Annotated in this window: 18 protein-coding genes; 10 read left to right on the forward strand and 8 right to left on the reverse strand. The window is 64.8% G+C overall.

Annotation, left to right across the window (positions count from 1 at the left end; translation table 11 throughout):
• Positions 1 to 65: 65 nt before the first annotated feature.
• From ACAX61_RS08615 to cobT, 5 genes are all read right to left on the reverse strand, one after another.
• Positions 66 to 3,302, reverse strand: coding sequence for a TonB-dependent receptor plug domain-containing protein (locus ACAX61_RS08615; RefSeq protein WP_528084554.1), 3,237 nt, complete (start codon positions 3,300 to 3,302; stop codon positions 66 to 68).
• A gap of 164 nt (positions 3,303 to 3,466) precedes the next feature.
• Positions 3,467 to 5,614 (reverse strand): NAD-dependent DNA ligase LigA, encoded by a 2,148-nt coding sequence (gene ligA, locus ACAX61_RS08620; RefSeq protein ID WP_370714354.1) that lies wholly within the window; start codon positions 5,612 to 5,614, stop codon positions 3,467 to 3,469.
• A gap of 57 nt (positions 5,615 to 5,671) precedes the next feature.
• Entirely contained in the window at positions 5,672 to 6,577 is a 906-nt protein-coding gene (gene yghU, locus ACAX61_RS08625) for a glutathione-dependent disulfide-bond oxidoreductase (protein ID WP_370714355.1), read from the reverse strand.
• A gap of 32 nt (positions 6,578 to 6,609) precedes the next feature.
• Positions 6,610 to 6,882 (reverse strand): ribbon-helix-helix domain-containing protein, encoded by a 273-nt coding sequence (locus ACAX61_RS08630; protein ID WP_370714356.1) that lies wholly within the window; start codon positions 6,880 to 6,882, stop codon positions 6,610 to 6,612.
• Positions 6,879 to 8,714, reverse strand: coding sequence for a cobaltochelatase subunit CobT (cobT, locus tag ACAX61_RS08635; RefSeq protein WP_370714357.1), 1,836 nt, complete (start codon positions 8,712 to 8,714; stop codon positions 6,879 to 6,881). The genes ACAX61_RS08630 and cobT overlap by 4 nt, the downstream gene beginning before the upstream one ends.
• Positions 8,715 to 8,927: 213 nt before the next feature.
• On the opposite strand from cobT, the gene ACAX61_RS08640 reads away from it, so the two are divergent.
• On the forward strand, positions 8,928 to 10,529 hold the full coding sequence (locus ACAX61_RS08640) for an alpha-N-arabinofuranosidase (protein ID WP_370714358.1): 1,602 nt from the start codon (positions 8,928 to 8,930) through the stop codon (positions 10,527 to 10,529).
• A 47-nt stretch (positions 10,530 to 10,576) separates the two neighbouring features.
• On the opposite strand, the gene cobS is transcribed toward ACAX61_RS08640, so the two are convergent.
• On the reverse strand, positions 10,577 to 11,584 hold the full coding sequence (gene cobS, locus ACAX61_RS08645) for a cobaltochelatase subunit CobS (protein ID WP_370714359.1): 1,008 nt from the start codon (positions 11,582 to 11,584) through the stop codon (positions 10,577 to 10,579).
• Between the two features lie 107 nt (positions 11,585 to 11,691).
• Positions 11,692 to 12,381 (reverse strand): HxlR-like winged helix-turn-helix transcriptional regulator, encoded by a 690-nt coding sequence (locus tag ACAX61_RS08650; RefSeq protein WP_370714360.1) that lies wholly within the window; start codon positions 12,379 to 12,381, stop codon positions 11,692 to 11,694.
• A gap of 106 nt (positions 12,382 to 12,487) precedes the next feature.
• Here ACAX61_RS08650 and ACAX61_RS08655 point away from each other — a divergent pair, with 106 nt between their 5' ends.
• Positions 12,488 to 13,207 (forward strand): DUF1428 domain-containing protein, encoded by a 720-nt coding sequence (locus tag ACAX61_RS08655; protein ID WP_370714361.1) that lies wholly within the window; start codon positions 12,488 to 12,490, stop codon positions 13,205 to 13,207.
• Positions 13,208 to 13,225: 18 nt separating this feature from the next.
• On the opposite strand, the gene ACAX61_RS08660 is transcribed toward ACAX61_RS08655, so the two are convergent.
• Positions 13,226 to 13,831, reverse strand: coding sequence for a J domain-containing protein (locus tag ACAX61_RS08660; RefSeq protein WP_370714362.1), 606 nt, complete (start codon positions 13,829 to 13,831; stop codon positions 13,226 to 13,228).
• A 45-nt stretch (positions 13,832 to 13,876) separates the two neighbouring features.
• On the opposite strand from ACAX61_RS08660, the gene ACAX61_RS08665 reads away from it, so the two are divergent.
• The 8 genes from ACAX61_RS08665 (at position 13,877) to ACAX61_RS08700 (ending at position 20,862) form a co-directional block, all read left to right on the forward strand.
• Positions 13,877 to 14,170, forward strand: a complete 294-nt coding sequence (locus ACAX61_RS08665) for a BolA family protein (RefSeq protein WP_370714363.1) — start codon at positions 13,877 to 13,879, stop codon at positions 14,168 to 14,170.
• Positions 14,170 to 14,880: a glutathione S-transferase gene (locus tag ACAX61_RS08670; protein ID WP_370714954.1), complete on the forward strand. Its 711-nt coding sequence runs from the start codon at positions 14,170 to 14,172 to the stop codon at positions 14,878 to 14,880. The genes ACAX61_RS08665 and ACAX61_RS08670 overlap by 1 nt, the downstream gene beginning before the upstream one ends.
• Entirely contained in the window at positions 14,877 to 15,779 is a 903-nt protein-coding gene (locus ACAX61_RS08675; RefSeq protein ID WP_370714364.1) for a pirin family protein, read from the forward strand. The genes ACAX61_RS08670 and ACAX61_RS08675 overlap by 4 nt, the downstream gene beginning before the upstream one ends.
• Complete coding sequence (locus ACAX61_RS08680; RefSeq protein WP_370714365.1) at positions 15,776 to 16,660, forward strand: alpha/beta fold hydrolase; 885 nt, start codon at positions 15,776 to 15,778, stop codon at positions 16,658 to 16,660. Before ACAX61_RS08675 ends, ACAX61_RS08680 begins: the two co-directional genes overlap by 4 nt.
• Before the next feature lie 48 nt (positions 16,661 to 16,708).
• A complete protein-coding gene (gene hisS, locus ACAX61_RS08685; RefSeq protein WP_370714366.1) occupies positions 16,709 to 17,977 on the forward strand; it encodes a histidine--tRNA ligase in 1,269 nt (422 codons plus the stop codon).
• Complete coding sequence (prfA, locus tag ACAX61_RS08690) at positions 17,974 to 19,047, forward strand: peptide chain release factor 1 (RefSeq protein WP_370714367.1); 1,074 nt, start codon at positions 17,974 to 17,976, stop codon at positions 19,045 to 19,047. Before hisS ends, prfA begins: the two co-directional genes overlap by 4 nt.
• Positions 19,040 to 19,864, forward strand: coding sequence for a peptide chain release factor N(5)-glutamine methyltransferase (prmC, locus tag ACAX61_RS08695; RefSeq protein ID WP_370714368.1), 825 nt, complete (start codon positions 19,040 to 19,042; stop codon positions 19,862 to 19,864). The genes prfA and prmC overlap by 8 nt, the downstream gene beginning before the upstream one ends.
• A 260-nt stretch (positions 19,865 to 20,124) precedes the next feature.
• Positions 20,125 to 20,862, forward strand: a complete 738-nt coding sequence (locus tag ACAX61_RS08700; RefSeq protein ID WP_370714369.1) for a DUF4167 domain-containing protein — start codon at positions 20,125 to 20,127, stop codon at positions 20,860 to 20,862.
• Positions 20,863 to 20,922 lie beyond the last annotated feature (60 nt).

The raw sequence follows: 20,922 nt of genomic DNA on the forward strand, positions 1-20,922 counted from the left end.
CGGACGCGAAACGGGCCGCCGTTCCGGAGAACGACGGCCCGATCAGTTACGGCTGAACGCGCGGATCAGAACTTGATGCGTGCACCCAGGCGGATGAAGTACAGCGAGGGGCGGAGTTCCGGCGCGTTCGCACCCTCATTGGGCGATGCGAAGGTCGAGTAACGGTACTTGCCGCACGCGTTCGAGCCGACCTGGACGCAGCTCACGTTCACCACATCCTCGATATACGGGAACGCCGCTTGGCGGAAGCCGCCCCAATCCTTGTTGAGCAGGTTCGGCAGGTTCTGGATGTCACCGAAGATCGTGATGCGAGAACGACCGATAAAGGTCGGGATTTCCTGTTCGAGGTGCAGATCGATGCGCGTGTATGCGCGCGACCGAGCCACGTTGCGCGGCGCGATCGAACCGCGATGGTTCTTCAGCGCCGAATTCTCGATAAGGTTTTCCAGCGACGTGCGCGTTGCCTCACTGTCATATTCGACCAGCGAGTCTGTGCCAGACTGCGGCACGTACAGCAGGTAGCGGTCGTCGCGACCGGTCAGGCCGAAGACCTGGCTGCGCGGCGTCGAGCCGGCATCCTGCATCGTGAAGCTGTACGGACGGCCCGCCTGGGTTTCGCCGAACAGCTGGAACACGGTGCGATAGTCGCCAAAGAACGCGCGGTCGAAACCGATACCGTACTTGAACGACCAGGCCACCTGGTCATTGGCGGTGCCATAGGCTGCGCCGTCACCCAGGAACGCGCCGTTGCCATAGTTCGAACCCGCGGTCGACGAGGTCGCCGGCGTTTCGTCCTTCACGTCCTGCAGCGAGTAAGCGAAGTTGAGGAGCAGGCCGTTGTCGAACTGCTTGTCCAACCGGACCACGCCGACATGGCTGCGACCGTTATCGCCGTTGGTCAGGATGATGTCGGTGTTGGTGTTGGTGCCGACCAGCGGGCCGTAGCGGGTACGGCCGTCCGGCAGTGTGCCGACGGGCACCGAACGCAGATCGACGAAGCGGATCGAGTCGCGCGTGCGGCTGAAATAATAGTCCGCACCGAAGCGCCAGCCGCCGCCCAGGAAGTTGCGCGGCGTCCAGTCCGCCGACAGAGTCGCCTTGTACACCGACGGGATTTCGAAATCCTTGTCGAGCGCATTGATGTTGGCAAGGCCGTTGGGGCCAGTGTTCGGAATCAAGCCCTGAAGCTGAGCCGGCACGTTGGCTCCATCCACATTGTTCAGGATCGCGTCGCCGATGTTCGCGGCGAGCGGCGCACCGTTGAGGGTGTAGCCGCTTGCGGTGCGCTGAACGGTGACCGAGTTGATGCCGACGCCGCCGACGCCCGCACCTGCGTTCGAATAGCTGTTCGACAGATAGACGTCGGGGGTGCCGCCACCGAACACGCCGAAGCCGCCACGCACCTTCACATCGTCGACCGGCTCATAGTTGAAGCCGATACGCGGCTGGAACAAGCCCAGACCCTTGAAGTTGTTCGTATTCGGATAGCCATAGCGGCCCAGGAAGCCGGGGTTCAGCGGCACGTCGGCGGCTTGGTCGAACAGGTCGTAACGCATGCCCAGCGACAGGTTCAGGCGGTCGGTGACCTGCCAGTCGTCCTGAATGCCGAAGGTGAACTGGCGATACTTGAAGTCGGCGGCGGCGTCAGCGACGTTGCCCGAAGCGGGTGCCTGGAAGACCACTGAATTCGCGCGACGTGCCTGGAAGTCGGCAAGCGAATCGAAATAGTAGTTGCCGTTCGTGTTCTGAAGGAACAGGTTGTAGATTCGCACTTCGTCATATTGACCGAAGAGCTTCAACTCATGGTCGTTCATCGAGAGGCGAGCCAGCAACGAACCCGAATAGGTGTCAGTGTAGAACTCGTTCGCCTGACGCGAAGAATCCGGGCCAAAGAACACGCGCGGCGTGCCGGTCGCGCACTGGTTGGTCGCTGCGGTGCTGGCTGCTTCGGTGCAGACGCCGAACTGGGCGAAGCCGTTGCTGCCGAACGAATTCTGTCCGCGCTCGTAGCTCTTGTACAGGAAACGCGCTTCGGTCGAGAATACGTCGGTCCAGTTCGAGTTGAGCTGGAGGATGCCCGCGCGCAGTGTTTCGGTCAGCTGATAGGCGTTCGACTGAAGGCCATAGCTGGGTGTGGAGTTCGACACGCTGGAATTTTGAAGGAAGCTCGTCGCGTCATAGGCGTTGATGTACGACAGCGACAGACGATGGTCATCGTTGACGTTCCAGGTCAGTTTGCCGACGACCTTCTCGTCCTTGTCGTTCGAGACGGTGAGCTGACCACCGGGATCGAAGCCATAGAGCGAATCCGCGGTCGAAGCGACTGCGTCCAGCGTCGCTTGGGTCAGACCAGGGATCTGGCTGGCGATCGGGCTGAGCGGGTTGCCTTCGGTGTTACGCTCACCCGAGATCATGAAGAACAGCTTGTCCTTGATGATTGGGCCCGACAGCGTGGCGCCATAGGTTTCGCTTTTAAAGTCGAAATTGGTGTCAACGTTGCTGCCGATCCGCTCACCCGTCAGGCCGTCGGTGTTCTGCGAATAGAAGGCGTTGCCGTGGAATTCGTTGCTGCCGCTGGTCAGCACAGCGTCGATCGCGCCGCCCAGGAAGTTGCCTTGGCGGATGTCATAGGGTGCGATTGAGACCGAGAACTGGCCGATCGCGTCCATCGGCACCGGGCCGCGACGCGTCGGGTTGGCGTCGGAGTTGAGGCCGAAATTGTCCGACACGACGACGCCGTCGATCGAGAATCGGTTGTAGCGCGGATTAATGCCTGCGAACGAGATGCTGCGGCCGCCGCTGGCGGTTTCTTCGAACCGGGCGAAGGGGTCGCGACGCGCGAGGTCGCGGATGTCGCGGTTGATCGAGGCGACGCGGCTGATTTCGCGCTGGGTGAGAACCGTCTGCGGACCGTCCGAGGTGGTGCCTGCACCGGCGACCGACGATGCGGTAATGACGATGTCCGCGTCACCGGCAGCGGCAATTTCAATCGGCAGCGAATAGGGCTGGCCGACAACGGTGTAGATGTCAGTGACGGTCGAGTTGCCGCTCGCGCTGGTGACTTCGACGCTGTAGGGGCCCCCCGGCTGAAGGCCACTGGTCACGAACGAACCGTTTTCGCTGGACGTTGTCGTCGCGGTCGCGCCGGTCGCGTTGTTGATGATCGTCACGCTGGCGCCGGCGACGGGCGCGCCGTCCTGAGTCACGGTGCCGCGGATGCTCGACGTCGTTTCCTGGGCGCTGGCAGCCGCCGGAATGGCAAGCGCAACAAACGCCGCACCCATGAGCAGGTGAGTTCGCATCATTTTCCCCTTGGATCAGCTCGAACAGCTGGAACTAATCGGCGTGCTCGCCGTTAGTCGCGCCCCTGCGCGCGCAATATTTCGATTATGTGACAGCGCGCATGCCGCATGCAGACTGTTTTGCTGCGTTGCAGAAAAGCATCAGTTGCGGGTGAAACGATGCGTTATTCCGCCGCGGCGACGATAGCGAGCCAGCCAGCTTCGTCGACGACCCGGATGCCAAGGTCGGCCGCCTTCTTTGCCTTTGACCCCGCGCCCGGTCCGGCGATCAGCAGGTCGGTCTTGGATGACACCGAACCGGATACGCGCGCGCCAAGCGATTCCGCCTGCGCCTTTGCCTCATCCCGCGACAGGGTTTCCAGCGTGCCGGTGAACACCACTGTCTTGCCCGATACCTCGGAGGCGCGTGCCGTTTCACGATAGGGCGGGGGTGATACCTCCGCCAACAGATCGTCCCATACGGTGCGGTTGTGCGGTTCGTGGAAGAAGTCGGCCAGCGCTTGGCCCACGGCGGCGCCGACCTGATTGACGCCGATCCGCTCGGCAATCGCCTTGTCCACGCGGTTGCGGTGCTTGGTCGCGTCCTCGCCAAGCGCGGGGTGCAGGGTTTCGCGCAGCTTGATAAGCTCGTCGGCCAGGTCGCGGATGGCATCCAGCGTATGATAGTGCCTGAGCAGATCGCGCGCCGTCACCGCGCCGATGTGGCGGATGCCAAGGCCGAACAACAGCCGCGCCGCGTCGGGTGTGCGCCGTGCCTCGATGGCGGCGATCAGGGCGTCGACCGACTTGTCTTTCCACCCCTCTCGCCCGATCAGTTCGTTGCGGTGTGCGGCGAGTCGAAAAATGTCTGCGGGTTCCTTGATCCAGCCAAGCTTGACAAATTCGATCAGCGTTTTTTCGCCCAACCCGTCGATATCCAGCGCGCCCCGGCTGACGAAATGCTTGAGCCGTTCGATCCGCTGGGCGGGGCAGACCAGTCCGCCGGTGCAGCGGATGTCGACTTCCCCCTCTTCCCGCACCGCGTCTGATCCGCATTCGGGGCAATGGGTGGGGAAGGTGAAGGCCGCCCGGTCGCTGTCGCGCGTCAGATTCTCGACAATCTGTGGAATCACGTCGCCCGCGCGTTGCAGCACCACCCGGTCGCCGGGGCGCACGCCCAGCCGCGCAATCTCGTCGGCGTTGTGCAGCGTGGCGTTGGTAACGACGACGCCGCCGACCGTCACCGGCTCCAGCCGGGCGACCGGGGTCAGCTTGCCGGTACGCCCGACCTGAATGTCGATGGCGTTCAGCGTGGTTTGTGCGCGTTCGGCGGGGAATTTGTGCGCCAGCCCCCAGCGTGGCGCGCGGCCCACGGTGCCCAGCCGTGCCTGCCAGTCCAGCCGGTCGATCTTGTACACCACGCCGTCAATGTCGAAGGCCAGGTCCGCGCGCTTCGCCTCGATCGCGCGATATCGGTCGAGCGCGGCCTCGACCGTATCGAAGCGGCTGAAATCCTCAGCGACCGGGAAACCCCATTTCGCCAGCGCGGCGACCACCCCCGCCTGTGTATCGGCGGGCAGGTCGCTCGTCTCACCCCAGCCATGGGCAAGGAAGCGCAACGGGCGGGCGGCGGTGACGGCGGCGTCCTTTTGCCGCAGCGAACCGGCGGCGGCATTGCGCGGGTTGGCGAAACGGCGTGCCTTGGTCGGGTCGCCAGCCGCTTCCGCTTCGGCCAGCAGGCGCGCGTTCAGATCGGCAAAGGCGGCCTTTTCCATGTAAACCTCACCGCGCACCTCGAACAGCGCGGGCGCGTCGGCGGGCAGGGTGCGGGGAATGTCGGCAATCGTCAGCGCGTTGGCGGTAACGTCTTCGCCCACGCTACCGTCGCCGCGCGTCAGGGCGCGCACCAGCCGCCGATCCTCGTAACGCAGTGAACAGGACAGGCCGTCAATCTTCGGCTCGGCAGTCAGCGCGACGGGCTCATCGGTGCCGAGCGACAGGAAGCGGCGGACGCGCTGGACGAATTCCGCGACATCCTCGTCCGAAAACCCGTTATCGAGGCTGAGCATCGGCCGGGCATGGGCGACCTTGGCCAGATGGCCCGCAGGTGCGGCGCCAACTTGCGTGGAGGGGGAATCGGTGCGAACCAGATGCGGAAACGCCGCCTCGATCGCGGCATTGCGGCGGACCAGCGCGTCATAGGCCGCATCGCTGATCTCCGGCGCGTCGTCGGTATGATAAAGCGCGTTGTGGCGCGCGATCCCGGTCGCCAGCGATGCCAGTTCGGCGGCGGCTTCTTCGTCGGTGCGGGGCAGGTCGGGATTGTCGGCCATGTCGCACCCATGCCGCGTGGCGGGCGACGGTGGCAAGCACCCGTCGCCCGAAAAGGATCAGGCCGTGGCCAGCTTGTCCTGCGTTCGCGTGTCGAAATCGGCCGCGTCGTGGCGCTCGTGCAGCTGATTTTCAGGCGCGCCATAGGTGACGTTGACCATCCGGCCGCGCCGCACCGCCGCGCGTTCGCCGACCAGGGCGGTCCAGCGCTGGAGGTTGGGATATTCGGCGACGTTCAGGAACGTGGCCGCATCGCCATAGATGCGGTCTTCGGCCACGGCGCCGTACCAGGGCCAGATCGCCATGTCGGCAATGGTGTAATCGTCGCCCGCGATATATTCGTGACGCCCCAGCTGGGTGTTCAGCACGTCGAGCTGGCGCTTCACTTCCATCGCATAGCGGTCGATCGCATATTCGATCTTCATCGGCGCATAGGCATAGAAATGGCCGAAGCCGCCGCCCAGGAACGGCGCGGCGCCCATCTGCCACATCAGCCAGCTGAGCGTCGCCGCGCGCCGTGCGGGATCGGTGGGCAGGAACGCGCCGAACTTTTCAGCCAGATAGACCAGAATGGCACCGCTTTCGAACACCGGCAGCGCCGGATCGGTCGAATGATCGACCAGTGCAGGGATCTTGGAATTGGGGTTGATGTCGACAAAGCCGCTGCCGAACTGGTCGCCCTCACCAATGCGGATCAGCCACGCATCATATTCGGCGCCCGAATGCCCTGCCGCCAGCAGCTCTTCCAGCATGATCGTGACCTTTTGCCCGTTGGGCGTGCCCATCGAATAAAGCTGGATCGGATGCTTGCCCACCGGCAGCGGCGCCTCAGTGCGCGCGCCGGACGTGGGGCGGTTGATGCTGGCGAACTGTCCGCCATTGCCGGGGGACCATTCCCACACGCGCGGCGGGACATAGCCGGCGGGCAGATTGTTCGCGGGATCGGCGGCGGGGGTGTCGGCCATGAATGCGGCTCCTTGGTCGGTGGGGAGGCCCCTTAGATGGGGGGCGTTTGCGCGTCCTCAATGGCGCGGGTCATCAGCCAGCTTCGGATCGCGCTGGCCAGATTGGGCGGATCGTCGGCGGCAATGCGCGCGGCGTCGATCGCGGCGACCAGCGCCGACAGTGGCAGGGCGCGATCGGCGGCATGGCGTTCCAGCGCGCGCCAGAAGGGCGGTTCAAGACTGATCGAAGTGGCGTGGCCGGCGATGGTGATCGACCGCTTGACCGGGCCGACAAAGCCGCCCGGTGGGGCCTCGACCGCGATCATGGATCGTCGAACAGGCTGGCAAGCTGTTCGATCATCGTGCCCGCCAGCTGGTCGACATCCATGATCGTCACCGCGCGCGCATAATAGCGTGTCACGTCATGGCCGATGCCGATCGCAACAAGTTCGACGGGCGAGCGACTTTCGATCCAGCCGATCACTTGCCGCAAATGACGTTCCAGATAGCTGCCCGAATTGACGCTGAGGGTTGAATCGTCGACCGGCGCGCCGTCCGAAATGACCATCAGGATCTTGCGCTCCTCCGGCCGGGCGATCAGGCGGCTGTGCGCCCATAGCAGCGCTTCGCCGTCGATATTTTCCTTGAGCAGCCCTTCGCGCATCATCAGGCCAAGCGACTTTTTCGCGCGGCGCCAGGGTTCGTCGGCTTCCTTGTAAACAATGTGGCGCAGGTCGTTCAGGCGACCCGGCAACAGCGGGCGACCCTGTGCCAGCCACGCGTCGCGCGCCTGTCCACCCTTCCACGCGCGGGTGGTGAAGCCCAGCACCTCTGCCTTGACGCCGCAGCGTTCCAGCGTGCGCGCCAGAATGTCGGCACTAATTGCCGCGATGGAAATCGGGCGACCGCGCATCGAGCCCGAATTGTCGATCAACAGCGTGACGACGGTATCGCGGAAATCGGTGTCGCGCTCGACCTTATAGGACAGCGACTGCATCGGGTTGACGACCACCCGCGCCAGCCGCGCAGCGTCGAGCAGCCCTTCGTCCTGGTCGAAATCCCATGACCGTGACTGTTGCGCCATCAACCGGCGTTGCAGACGGTTGGCGAGTTTGGTGACGACACCCTGAAGGTGGACAAGCTGCTGGTCCAGATAGGCACGCAGCCGGTCCAGTTCCTCCGCATCGCACAGGTCGGTCGCCGACACGACCTCGTCGAAACGGGTAGTATAGGCCTTGTAGTCGAATTGCGGCGGCAGGTCGCTGGTGGGGCGATTGGGGCGCACGGGCAACATGCCGTCGCCGCCATCGTCGCCGTCCTCTCCATCCATATCGTCGCCCGGCTCGGCCGAATCGTCGCGATCCTGCCCCTCGCCCTGCGGGTCGTCGCTTTCGCGCTGCTCGCCGCGCGCCTCCATCTCGGCGTCGCCCTGACCCGACTGGTCGTCTTCGCCCTGATCGTCGTCCTGCCCCTCGTCATCGCCATCATCGGCGTCATCGCCGCCATCATCGGCGTCGTCCGGCTCCAGCTGCCCCTCGGTCAGCTCCAGATCTTCGAGCAGCGTGGCGATCAGCCGGGCAAAGGCGGCCTGATCGTCCATCGCCAGCGCCAATGCGTCGAGCTCAGCCCCGGCCTTTTCCTCGATCCAGTCGGACACCAACGCCAAGCCCCCCGCTGCCGCTTCGGGCGCGGGCTTCCCGGTCAGCCGTTCGCGCACCATCAGCTGCACTGCGGTCGACAGCGGGACTTCGTCGCGGGTCCGGGCCCGTGCGATCGGGTCGGAACGCATCCGCATCGTCAGACTGGCGTCGAGATTTTCGGCGATGCCGGAAAAGCCGCGTGCGCCCAGCGCCTCGATCCGCGCGGTTTCAACCGCGTCGTGGACCGCGCGCGCGACCGGTTCGGCAGGGGCACCGCGCGCATGCAGCGCCGCATCGTGCAGCCGCAGCCTGAGCGCGAAGGAATCGGCAAAGCCGCGCGCTTCCGCCAGCTGATCCGCCGGCAGGGTGCGGCCCGGCATCGGCACTTTCAGGTTGCGGCCCGACTGGACGGGGGCGTCGGCGGTGAATGCAAGCTCCACCTCCGCATTGCCGGAAATCGCGCGGGCAGTGCCGGCAAGCACCTCGCGAAGCTGATCGATCGGGGAAGGGGTGGCCATCGCAGGCGGTCCTATCAAAGCGGCGCGTCAGCTCCAACCCGACCAACGGACCGGGCAAGCGCGACATCGGCGATGATAACGCCGCCGCGCCGAATTTGAGTTCATCCTATATGATTGACGGGATTTGGCAGGCGGCCTAGAAATTATTTAATCAGAGTAATGATCGGGCCAACCGCAAAACGCGGTCGGGACCGCAACGAAGAGGGGAATGCCATGCTGTCTCGTTCCTGCCGCGCACTGGCGCTGCTGGTGGCTGCAACCGCGCTGACGCCGGTCGCGACCATCGCGCAACAGGCCGCCCCCGCGCCCGCCACGCCCGAACTTGCCGCTCCGGCCACCCCGGGTGCCAATGCCGTGCTTCGCGTGGATCAGCCCGGCGCAAAGATCGACCGTCGCATCTTCAGCCAGTTTGCGGAGCACCTGGGCGCCGGCATCTATGGCGGCATCTGGGTGGGGGCGGGGTCAAAGATCCCGAACACGCGCGGCTATCGCAACGATGTGGTCGCCGCGCTGAAGGATCTGAAGGTACCCGTCGTGCGCTGGCCCGGCGGCTGTTTCGCCGACGAATATCACTGGCGTGAGGGCATCGGCCCGCGCAAGGATCGCCCGACCAAGGTCAACACCAATTGGGGCGGCGTGACCGAGGACAATGCGTTCGGCACGCACGAATTCATGGACTTTGCCGAGATGATCGGGGCCGAGGCCTATGTCTCCGGCAATGTCGGCAACGGCACGCCGACCGAAATGGCCGAGTGGGTCGAATATATGACCGCCCCCGCCGGCAGCCTGGCTGAACTGCGCGCCAAAAACGGCCGCAAGCAGCCGTGGAAGCTGCCCTTTTTCGGCATCGGCAACGAATTGTGGGGCTGTGGCGGCAATATGCGCGCCGAATATGCCGCCGACGTGACCAAGCGGTTTGCAACCTTTATCAAGGTACCGGCCGGGACCAAGATCGACAAGATCGCCAGCGGCGCCAGTGACACCAAATATGACTGGACCGAGGTGATGATGCGGGAGGCCGGAAAGCTGGTCGATGGCGTCGGCGTCCATTATTACACCATCACCGACAACTGGACGAAAAAGGGTTCGGCGACCCAGTTTCAGGAGGTTGATTACGCCCGCACCATCGAAAAGACGTTGCTGATGGATGAAATCATCACCGGCCATTCGGCGGTGATGGACAAGTATGATCCTGAAAAGCGCGTCAATCTGGCAGTCGATGAATGGGGCACTTGGTTCGATGTCGAACCCGGCACCAATCCGGGCTTCCTGTTCCAGCAGAACACGATGCGCGATGCGATCCTTGCGGCGCTGAACATCAACATCTTTACCCGTCACGCCGACCGGGTGCGGATGACGAACATCGCCCAGATGGTGAACGTGCTTCAGGCGATGATCCTGACCGACGGGCCGCGCATGGTCCTGACGCCGACCTATCACGTCTATCACATGTACAAGCCGTTTCAGGACGCAACGTTCCTGCCAATGGACGTGAAGTCGACCTGGTACAGCAAGGACCAGTGGGCGGCGCCGACCGTCAGCGCGACGGCCGCACGTGGCACCGATGGCAAGGTTTATGTCGCGCTGGTCAACACCGACCCCAACAACCCGGCCACCGTCAGCACCGCGATTCAGGGGATGCAGGCGACCAGCGCAACGGGCACGGTACTGACCGCGCCACAGGTGAGCGCGCACAACACCTTTGATGCGCCGAACACCGTCCGGCCACAGCCGTTCAATGGCGCAACCGTCGGCCCGCAGGGGCTGTCGGTGACGCTGCCCGCGGCATCGGTGGTGGTGCTGACACTGAACTGAGCACGGAAAAGGGGCGGCGCCATTTCCCGGCACCGCCCCTTACCAATTTAACCAGCCTTGCTGGCGACGCTTTCGGGCAAGTCCTTGCCGAACACACGTTGATAATATTCGGCCACCAGTGGCCGTTCCGCCTCATCGCACTTGTTCAGGAACGAAAGGCGGAAGGCAAAGCCGACATCGCCGAAGATCAGCGCATTCTGTGCCCAGGTGATGACGGTGCGCGGCGACATCACGGTCGAAATGTCGCCATTGATGAAGCCGCGCCGCGTCAGTTCGGCCACGCGCACCATGTTCTCGACTGCTTCCTTGCCGCCGGGCTTGTCATATTCACCCGACTTGGCGAGGACGATCTGCGCCTCGGTAGCGGCGGGCAGATAGTTGAGCGTGACGACCACGTTCCAGCGGTCCATCTGGCCCTGATTGATCTGCTGCGTGCCGTGATACAGGCCCGACGTGTCGCCCAGACCCACGGTGTTGGCGGTTGCGAACAGGCGGAACCACGGGTTCGGACGGATGACGCGATTCTGGTCGAGCAGCGTCAGCTTGCCCTCTGTCTCCAGCACGCGCTGGATCACGAACATTACGTCCGGGCGGCCCGCGTCATATTCGTCGAATACCAACGCGGTCGGGGTCTGCAGCGCCCACGGAAGCAGCCCTTCGCGAAACTCGGTGACCTGCTGCCCGTCCTTCAGCACGATCGCGTCGCGACCGATCAGGTCGATGCGGCTGATATGCGCGTCCAGATTGATGCGGATGCACGGCCAGTTCAGGCGCGCCGCCACCTGTTCAATGTGGCTCGACTTGCCGGTGCCGTGATAGCCCTGGATCATCACGCGCCGGTTGTGTGCGAACCCCGCCAGCACGGCGAGCGTCGTGTCCGCGTCAAAGACGTAGGCAGGGTCGAGATCGGGTACCCGCTCATCCGCTTCGGAAAAGGCGGGCACTTCCATGTCGATGTCGATGCCGAACAGCTCGCGCACTTTGACCATGCGGTCGGGCGCGTCGAGAAGCGTCGTCTGGCGGCTGTCAGGCTGGATGTTCGGCAGGTCGGTCATGGGCAGGCCTTGGTAGCAAGGGGTCGGACGGCGAACGGATCACATAGGCGCTTGCACAGCCGACGCAAACCGGCCTTGGGGCCAATCGGACCGACCTTTGCGGGAAATCACGCAACCTTGGGCGGCAGCGCGAACAGGTCGACAAACGCCTGCGCCAGCGCGGCATCGCCGTGCAGGACCAGCCTGCCTTGTTGCTGCGCGTCGGCAAAGGGCTGTTTGCCATAAACCAGCATCGCCAACCCCGCTGGATCGGTTTCGAACACCGCGTCCGCGTCCGCAGCATCGCTGCGTTCGATCATCAGTTCTTCGGTCTTCAGCCTCCCAACGAATTGCGCCGTGGGAAAGTGAAAGCCGAGCGTCATCGGCGGATAGCCGCCCCCGGGTCGGATCATCGTGCGAAGCGACAGCATCGCCGAAACCGGTGAAAACGGGCGGGTCGGATCGTGAAGCGGCGAACGGGTGGCCCAGCGGCCCATGGTCTGCAACACCGGCTCGGCTTCGCGGCCCCATGGCGTCAGGTCATAGACCTGCACCCCCAGCGGTGGTCGCAGGCGGCGTCGCGTGACAATGCCCGCGCGCTCCAGTCCCGCCAGTCGCTGTGTCAGCACATTCGCGCTGATGCCGGGCAAGTCGGCGCGAAGGTCGCTGAACCGTCGCGCGCCCAGCATCAGCTCGCGCATGACGAGCAGCGACCAGCGCTCGCCCATGAACTCCAGCGCCAAAGCCGTGCCGCACGCATCGTCATACCAGCGCTTTTCGATCACCTCATCGCTTTTAGTTCTTTTTTCTAACTTCATGGTTGAAATAAATAACCTTGGCGGGCAGCATCGTCAACGCGCCCGAATCAACGCGCGGGCGTGACTTAAGTACCTGCCGGAAGTCCGGCGGCAGAGAGGATGGGACATGGCCATGAACTATTTCGATGGTTTCCTGCTTGCAGTGCCCAGCGACAATCGCGATCGGTATGTCGCCCATGCGGAAGGGGCGGTGCCGCTGTTCCGCGAATTCGGCGCGACGCGGATGGTCGAAGGTTGGGGCGAGGATGTGCCGCGCGGCAAGCTGAACGACATGTATGGCGCGGTTCAGGCGCAGGACGATGAAACCGTGCTGTTCAGTTGGGTCGAGTATCCCGATCGCGCCACGCGTGACGCCGCTGGCCAGCGCATGTCCACCGATCCGCGCGTTGCGGCGCTGGGCGAGATGCCGTTCGACGGAAAGCGGATGATCTTGGGCGGCTTCGAATGCGTCGGCGAAGTGGGACCGGGCGGCACGCCGGGCTATATCGACGGTGTGGCGATGCCGCTGCGCGCTGAAGATCGCGACGCTTATATCCGTTTCGCCGCGGCGATGGCGCCGATCTTTGTCGACCATGGCGCGTTGCGGGTGATCGACGGGCTTGGCGACGACGTGCCGACCGGAAAGGTGACCGATTTCGCACGTGCGGTCCATCTGGAGGACGAAGAAATGGTCGCCTTTGGCTGGATCGAATGGCCCAACCGTGCGACGCGCGATGCCGCTTGGCAGGCGATCATGGCCGATCCGCGCATGGCACAGGTTGGCGATTCCCCGTTCGACGGCAAGCGCATGATCATGGGCGGCTTCATCCCCGTGGTCGATCAATAGCCGGGACTCGAAGCGCAGTCAGGCGAAGGCGGCGGCCTTTTTCAGGTGCTGATACGCCTCTACCACCGCCTGTAACCGCGTTTCGCTGGATCGGTCGCCGCCATTATGATCGGGGTGCAGCTGGCGCACCAGCGCGGCATAACGCTGACGCAGCGCGCGCCGGTCGGCATCGGTGGCGAGACCGAGAGTCCTCAACGCATCGCGGTCCTGGCCCGACAGGGGGCGGCCATCGGCCCGTTCCCGCTGGGCCGCCATCCGATCGCGAAAGCGCGCGCCGATGGCGTCCAGCGGATCGCTGAAATCGGCCCAGCGCGGCGGCCGGTCGGCACCATTGGCGGCAAAGGCGCGGGTTTCGCGCTCCCACCCGGCATAGGGGCGCTGGGCGTTGTTGATCTCGTCTGCCGACATACCCGCGAAATAATTATAGCCCGCGTTGAACGCGCGGACATGATCCAGGCACATCCAGCGAAACTCGCCAGGCCCGTCGAATCCCGAGCGGGCGCCGCCGGGCGCGCGAAACTCGCCCGGTTCGTCGCAGCCAGGCACCGCGCACAGGCGGCCCTCAGCCTCTACGCGGCCATGGAAACGGGCATTGGGTCGGTCCTTACGTTCGGGGCGAGGCACTTGGAGGGTTCCTGAAAGGCATGAAAAACGCCAGATATAGGGGCAATGACCGACTCTGCCAGCACACCCCGCCCCGTCGTCGACCTTATTGCCGAACGGCTGACCGACGCCCTGTCACCCACGGCGCTGAGCGTGGAGAATGAAAGCCACCATCACGCCGGCCATATGGGCGACGACGGCACCGGGGAGACGCATTTCGCGGTCGATGTCGAAAGCGCGGCGTTTGACGGCCTTAATCGCGTCGCGCGACAGCGGCTGGTGAACCGGGCGCTTGCCGAATTGTTGGCCACCCGTATCCACGCGCTCCGTATCCGGGCGCGGGCGCCGGGAGAGACATGATGGCATATAAGCTCTGGTACTGGTCGGGCGTTCAGGGCCGCGGCGAATTTGTCCGGCTGCCGCTTGAGGCGGCGGGCATCGAATATCGCGACATGGCCCGCGAACTGGGCGACGAGGCGCTGGTCGCCGATATGCAGGGGCGACAGGGCTATGCTCCCTATGCGCCGCCCTATCTGGAGACGCCCGACGGGCAGGCGGTGGCACAGGTTGCCAATATCCTGATCTATCTGGGCGAACGGCACCATCTGGCCCCGTCCGACCTGGGCCAGCGGCTGTGGATCCAGCAGGTGCAGCTGACCGTCGCGGACGCCGTGGCGGAGGCGCATGACGTCCACCACCCGGTCGCCACCAGCGCCTATTATGGCGAACAGCAGGCGGAGGCGGCACGCGCGGCCAGAGCCTTTCGCGCGGAGCGGATGCCCAAGTTCCTGGCCCATTTCGACGCCGCCGTTGGCGTGCATGACGGCCCGTTCCTCATCGGGGAGCGATGGACCTATGCAGACACCGCGCTCTTCCAGTTGGTCGAGGGGCTGCGTTACGCCTTTCCGCGGCGCATGGCGGCGATCGAGCAGGACTATCCCCGGCTGATCGCGCTGCACGGCGCGGTCGATGCGCTGCACGGCATCCGCGCCTATCTGGACAGCGACCGCCGCATCCCGTTCAATGAAGACGGCATCTTCCGCCATTATCCGGAGCTTGACGGCGAATGACGCGCGACGATCTGATCCTTCAGGAAATCCTGCCCACGACGCATGATCTGGGTGGATTCAAGGTTCATCGCACGCTGCCTTCGAGGCCGCGCACGATGGTGGGGCCGTTCCTGTTTTTCGATCAGATGGGCCCGGCCGACATGCCGCCGGGCGGCGGCATCGACGTGCGGCCGCACCCGCATATCAATCTGGCCACGGTGACCTATCTGTTTCGCGGCGCGATCGGCCACCGCGATTCGCTGGGCACCGACCAGGTGATCGAGCCGGGGGCGGTCAATCTGATGACCGCCGGGCATGGCATCGTCCATTCCGAACGCTCCCCTGGTGACGAGCGGGCCAAGGGGCCGGCCCTGTTCGGCATACAGACATGGCTGGCGCTGCCGGAAAAGGATGAGGAGATGGACCCCGCCTTCCAGCATGTCGAAAAGGCCGCGTTGCCGGTGGTCGAGGACAAGGGCGTCCGCGCGCGCATCATCATGGGCGACCTGTGGGGCCAGTCGGCGCCGACCGCCACCTACGCCCAGACCATTTATGCCGACATCATGCTGGAAGCGGGCGGAGCGGTGCCGATCGAGTCGGCGGCAGAGGAGCGCGCGCTGTATGTCGCGGACGGCGACGCCAGCGTCGATGGCATGACGCTGGAGCCGCTGGTCCTGTACGTGCTGCGCCCCGGCCTGCTCGCCACGTTGCGGTCGGAACGCGGCGCGCGCGTGATGCTGTGCGGGGGTGAGGCCTTTACCAGCCCGCGCCATGTCTGGTGGAACTTCGTCTCATCGCGCAGGGAGCGGATCAACGAGGCGAAGGAAGCGTGGAAGGCAGGCCGCTTTCCCAAGGTGCCCGGCGACGAGAAGGAATGGATCCCCATTCCCGAAGTGCCCAAGACGGTCAGCTATCCATGATCCGGGTGCCGCTTTCGACCGGCGTGTCGCTCGACGTGGCGACGGCTGGCGCCGCAGGCGCGCCGGTGATGATCTTCCTCCACGGTTTCCCTGAATCGCACCGGACGTGGCGGCACCAGCTGAACGAATTTGGCCGCGACCATTTCTGCATCGCGCCCGACCAGCGCGGCTTTGCGCGTTCGGACAAGCCGCAGGGGGTTGAGGCCTATGCCCCCGACCAAGCGGTGGCTGACCTGATCGCGTTGGCCGATCATTTCGGGGCTGAGCGCTTTACGCTGGTCGCGCATGACTGGGGCGGGGCGGTGGCCTGGCTGGCGGCGTTGAGGCACCCTGAATGCATCGCGCGGCTGGTGATCCTGAACGCGCCGCACCCGTTGATCTTTCAGCGCAGCCTGTTCGACGATCCCGCCCAGCGCGCGGCCAGCCAATATATCCGCGCCTTTCGCGATCCCGGTCTGGAGCCGCGGATCGAGGCGATGGGCCTGTCGCGTTTTTTCGACACCAGCTTTGCCGCGCATGTCGATGCCGCACTGATCGCACCGGAGAAGGCCGCCTATCTTGACGAATGGTCGCAGCCGGGTGCGTTGACCGCGATGCTCAACTGGTACCGCGCCAGCGCGATTCAGGTGCCCGCCATGGATGAGCAGCCCGCGCGCCCCGCATGGATCGACTCGCCCTTTCCGACGATCCGGCCCCCGACGCTGGTCGTATGGGGCATGGGCGACAAGGCGTTGCTGCCCGTGCAACTGGAGGGGCTGGAGCGGCTGGTCGAGCGGTTGAGCGTCGTGCGGATCGAGGATGCGGGACATTTCGTCCCATGGGAGCGACCCGCCGCCGTCAACGCCGCAATCCGGGGCTGGACGGCGCTGCAACCCGGCTGATGCGCCGTCTGGCGCAATGCGCGACCTTGGCTTAGATAGCCGGCCCTTATGGCGCGGATCGAAACTCCCAAGCGCGTGCGCGGCACGCAGGACATTGTTGGCGACGAACAGCGTCGCTTTCAGCGCGTGGTCGACAGCTTTGACCGCGTGCGGCGGCTTTATTGCTTCGGCCGGGTCGAATTGCCCGTGTTCGAACCGACGGCGGTGTTCGCCCGCTCGTTGGGGGAGACGACCGATGTCGTGTCCAAGGAAATGTACTCGTTCGAGGATCGCGGCGGCGATTCGCTGACGCTGCGCCCCGAATTCACCGCCGGCATTGCCCGCGCCTGGCTGACCGAAGGCTGGCAGCAATTCGCGCCGATGAAGATCGCGACTCATGGCCCGGTCTTTCGCTACGAACGCCCGCAAAAGGGGCGGTATCGCCAGTTCCACCAGATCGACGCCGAAGTGCTGGGCGCAGCCGAGCCGGCGGCCGATATCGAACTGCTCGCTTTTGCCGATCAGCTGCTGCACGAACTGGGCATTGCCGATGGCGTGACGTTGCAGCTGAATACGCTGGGTGATGCCGAGACGCGGGAAGCGTGGCGCGCCGCGCTAGTCGAACATTTCGAGGCGCATCGCGGCGATCTTTCAGAGGACAGCCTGGCGCGGCTGGAAAAGAACCCGCTCCGCATCCTGGATTCAAAGGACCCGCGCGATCGTCCGATTGCCGATGCCGCGCCCGATATCGACCAGTATCTCAGCGCCCTGGCCAGCGATTTCTTTGCCGCTGTCACCGTGGGGCTGGATGCTGCGGGGGTGAAATGGACGCGTAACAGCCGACTGGTGCGCGGCCTGGATTATTATCGCCACACCGCGTTCGAATTCGTCACCGACCGGCTGGGCGCGCAGGGTACCGTGCTGGCGGGTGGGCGCTACGACGGGCTGATCGAAAGCCTGGGCGGCGCGCCTACGCCGGGCGTCGGCTGGGCCGCCGGGATCGAGCGTCTTGCGATGCTGACTGAGCTGCCGGTGCGCGAAAAGCCGATCGTCGCGATCATCGCTGATGCCGCCAGCGAAGAGGCGCGCGCGCTTGCGCTGGCCCGCACGCTTCGCGGCAGCAATATCGAAGTGTTCGCCGGCTATAAACCAAATCCCAAGAAGCGGGCCGAACAGGCACGCAAGGCCGGGGTGGATGCGTTGATCTATCTGCGCGCCAGCGACGATCCGGCGCAGCGAATGCATGTAACGGTGCTGCCTGAATCGCCCATCGACCGGTCCGAGCTGGACCTGCTCGTCCTGCAATTGCGTGGTGGGGCGGGGTTGGCCGACGCATGACGCGCATCTCGGCCGAGCGCATCGCCGCGATCGAGGCGCGGCGCGACGAGTTGCAGGCAATGATGGCGACGGGCGACCTGCCGTCGGATCGCTTCGTCGCGGTGTCCAAGGAATATGCCGAGCTGGAACCGGTCGCCCAGGCCGCTGGCGAAGTGCGGCGGCTGCGCGCTGAGGCCAAGTCGCTTCAGCACATGACGCATGACGGCGACGACGAACTGCGCCAGATGGCGGCCGAGGAACTGCATGAGAACAAGGCCGCGCTGGAACGGGCCGAACGCGCGCTGGCGCTGGCGCTGTTGCCGCGCGACGCGGCCGATGCCCGCCCAGCCATGCTGGAAATCCGCGCTGGAACGGGTGGGGACGAAGCCGCACTGTTCGCTGGCGACCTGTTTCGCATGTATCAGCGTTATGCCGATAACCGGGGCTGGCGGGTCGAGCTGATCTCGGCCAGCGCATCCGAAGCGGGCGGCTTCAAGGAAGTGATCGCCAGCGTCGAGGGCGCGGGCGTGTTCGCGCGGCTGAAGTTCGAAAGCGGCGTACACCGCGTCCAGCGCGTGCCCGTGACCGAAAGCGGCGGACGCATCCACACCTCTGCCGCCACCGTCGCGGTGCTGCCGGAGGCAGAGGATGTCGACATCGACATCGCCGAAAGCGATCTTCGCATCGATGTGTTTCGTTCGTCGGGCGCGGGCGGGCAGCATGTGAACACCACCGATTCGGCTGTCCGCATCACGCACTTGCCCAGCGGGATCGTCGTCAGCCAGCAGGACGAAAAATCGCAGCACAAGAACAAGGCCAAGGCGATGAAGGTGCTGCGAACCCGCTTGTTCGAGGCTGAGCGTGAGCGTGCCGCGAACGAACGAGCCGATGCGCGCAAATCCATGGTTGGTTCGGGGGACCGGTCGGAACGTATTCGTACCTATAACTTCCCGCAGGGGCGTGTGACCGATCATCGCATCAACCTGACCCTGCATCGTCTGCCCGAAATCATCGAAGGCCAGATGGACGAACTGATCGCCGCGCTGATTGCCGAGGACGAAGCGGCTCGGCTGGCGATGGTTGATGGCTGAGCCGGTACGCGCTGCAATGGCCGCTGCGGCGCGGGTCTTGGCGCCGGTTTCGGATACGGCGCGGCTGGATGCCGAGCTGTTGATGGCGCATGCCCTCGGCTGCACGCGCGACGAGTTGCTGCTGCGGCGGCTGGATGACGCCGCCCCCGATAACTTCGTCGGTCTGGTCGAGCGGCGCCAAGCGGGGGAGCCGCTGGCCTATATCACCGGCACCCGCGACTTCTGGACGATCACGCTGGGCGTGGGGCCGGGGGTGTTGATCCCGCGCGCCGACAGCGAGACGCTGATCGAAGCGGCGGTGGATTATTTCGCCGGGAGTCCGGGGCCGCGCCGCATCCTCGATCTGGGGACGGGGCCCGGCACTTTGTTACTGGCGGCCTTGGCCGAATGGCCGAAAGCGATGGGGCTGGGCATCGACGCCTCTGCCGTGGCGCTTGAGCATGCACGCGCCAATGCCGATACGCTGGGCATGGCTGGTCGCACCAGCTTTCGCCGGGGCGACTGGGCCGCCGATGTGAATGAGCGGTTCGACCTGATCCTCGCCAACCCGCCCTATGTCGCGCTGGACGAAGCCGTCGGGCCGGGAGTGCGCGAACATGAACCGGCGGAGGCGCTGTTCGCCGGCGCCGATGGGCTGGACGATTATCGCCGCATCATCCCCGCGCTGCCCGGCTTGATCGCGCCGGGCGGGGTGGCGATCGTCGAGATCGGCTGGCGCCAGGGTGAATCGGTGTCCGCGCTGGTGGAGGCCGCCTGCCTGTCGTCGCGCATCGTCCATGACTTGGGACAGCGCCCCCGCGCGATCGTCGTGACTTGAAAGTGAACGAGCGTGACATAATATTGTGCTTGGAGAACGACGCACCTGCCGCTAAGGAAGTCACATAGGGGCAGGCATTTTCAACCAAGTTGTTGAAAACGGGGCATTGGCCCGATCCAGGTCAGACGCGCTGCCATGTTTTTGGGCGGCCCTATGGCGAACACGTCCTTTCCGGTCGTCCCCGGTCAGGCGCGCGGAGTGAAACGCATTCGGCTGGCATTGGCGCCGGACGGATAGGGTAAGGACAGGACACACAGACCTTGATGAACAATCGTCAGGCCGGCCGCCGTCGTGGTCGTGGCGGGCAACGCTCGCAGGGTGGCAACCCCAATCGCCCCGATAACGGAAACCGCATCGATAACCGTGCGCGCGGCAACGCGGCGCAGTTGCTCGAGAAATACAAGAATCTCGCTCGCGACGCCCAGATGCAGGGTGATCGGGTGAATACCGAATATTACCATCAGTTCGCGGACCATTATTTCCGCGTCCTCAACGAGAGCCGGGTCCGGTTCGAGGAAAATCGTCGCCAGCGCGACGATGACGATGATGACGATTTCGAAATGGAAGGCGATGCGGGCACGCCCGATCAGCCGCAGGGCGAACGTCAGCCAGATCGCCGCGGCGACCGCGATAGCCAGCGTGGCGATCGTCAGGATCGCGGCGAGCGTCGTGAGCGTGACGACCGTGGCGACCGTCGTCGCGAACGCACCGTTGGTCAGAGCAATTCTGAGGGTGAGCAGAACTCAGCTTCGGATGAGGCGGCGAGTGCCGACGCGCCAGCAGGTGAAGAAGCGCCCCGCCGCCGCGGTCGTCCCCGTCGTCAGCCCGCAGTCGAAGCCGCAAGCGAATCGGCTGAAACCGCGCCGTCGATCGAAGCCGACCGTCTGCCGCCGTCGCTGGGCATGAGCAGCGATGGCGATGAAGAAGAAGCACCCCGCCCGCGTCGCCGCCGCAAGCTGCGGACCGATGGGGAGGAAGCCGCTTCGACGGCAGCCTGATCTTCGGATCTTGCTCAACACAGAAAAAGGGGCCGGCGCGCAAACGTCAGCCCCTTTTTT

Origin of the sequence: Sphingomonas sp. IW22 (assembly GCF_041321155.1) — a bacterium.
GTDB lineage: Bacteria > Pseudomonadota > Alphaproteobacteria > Sphingomonadales > Sphingomonadaceae > Sphingomonas.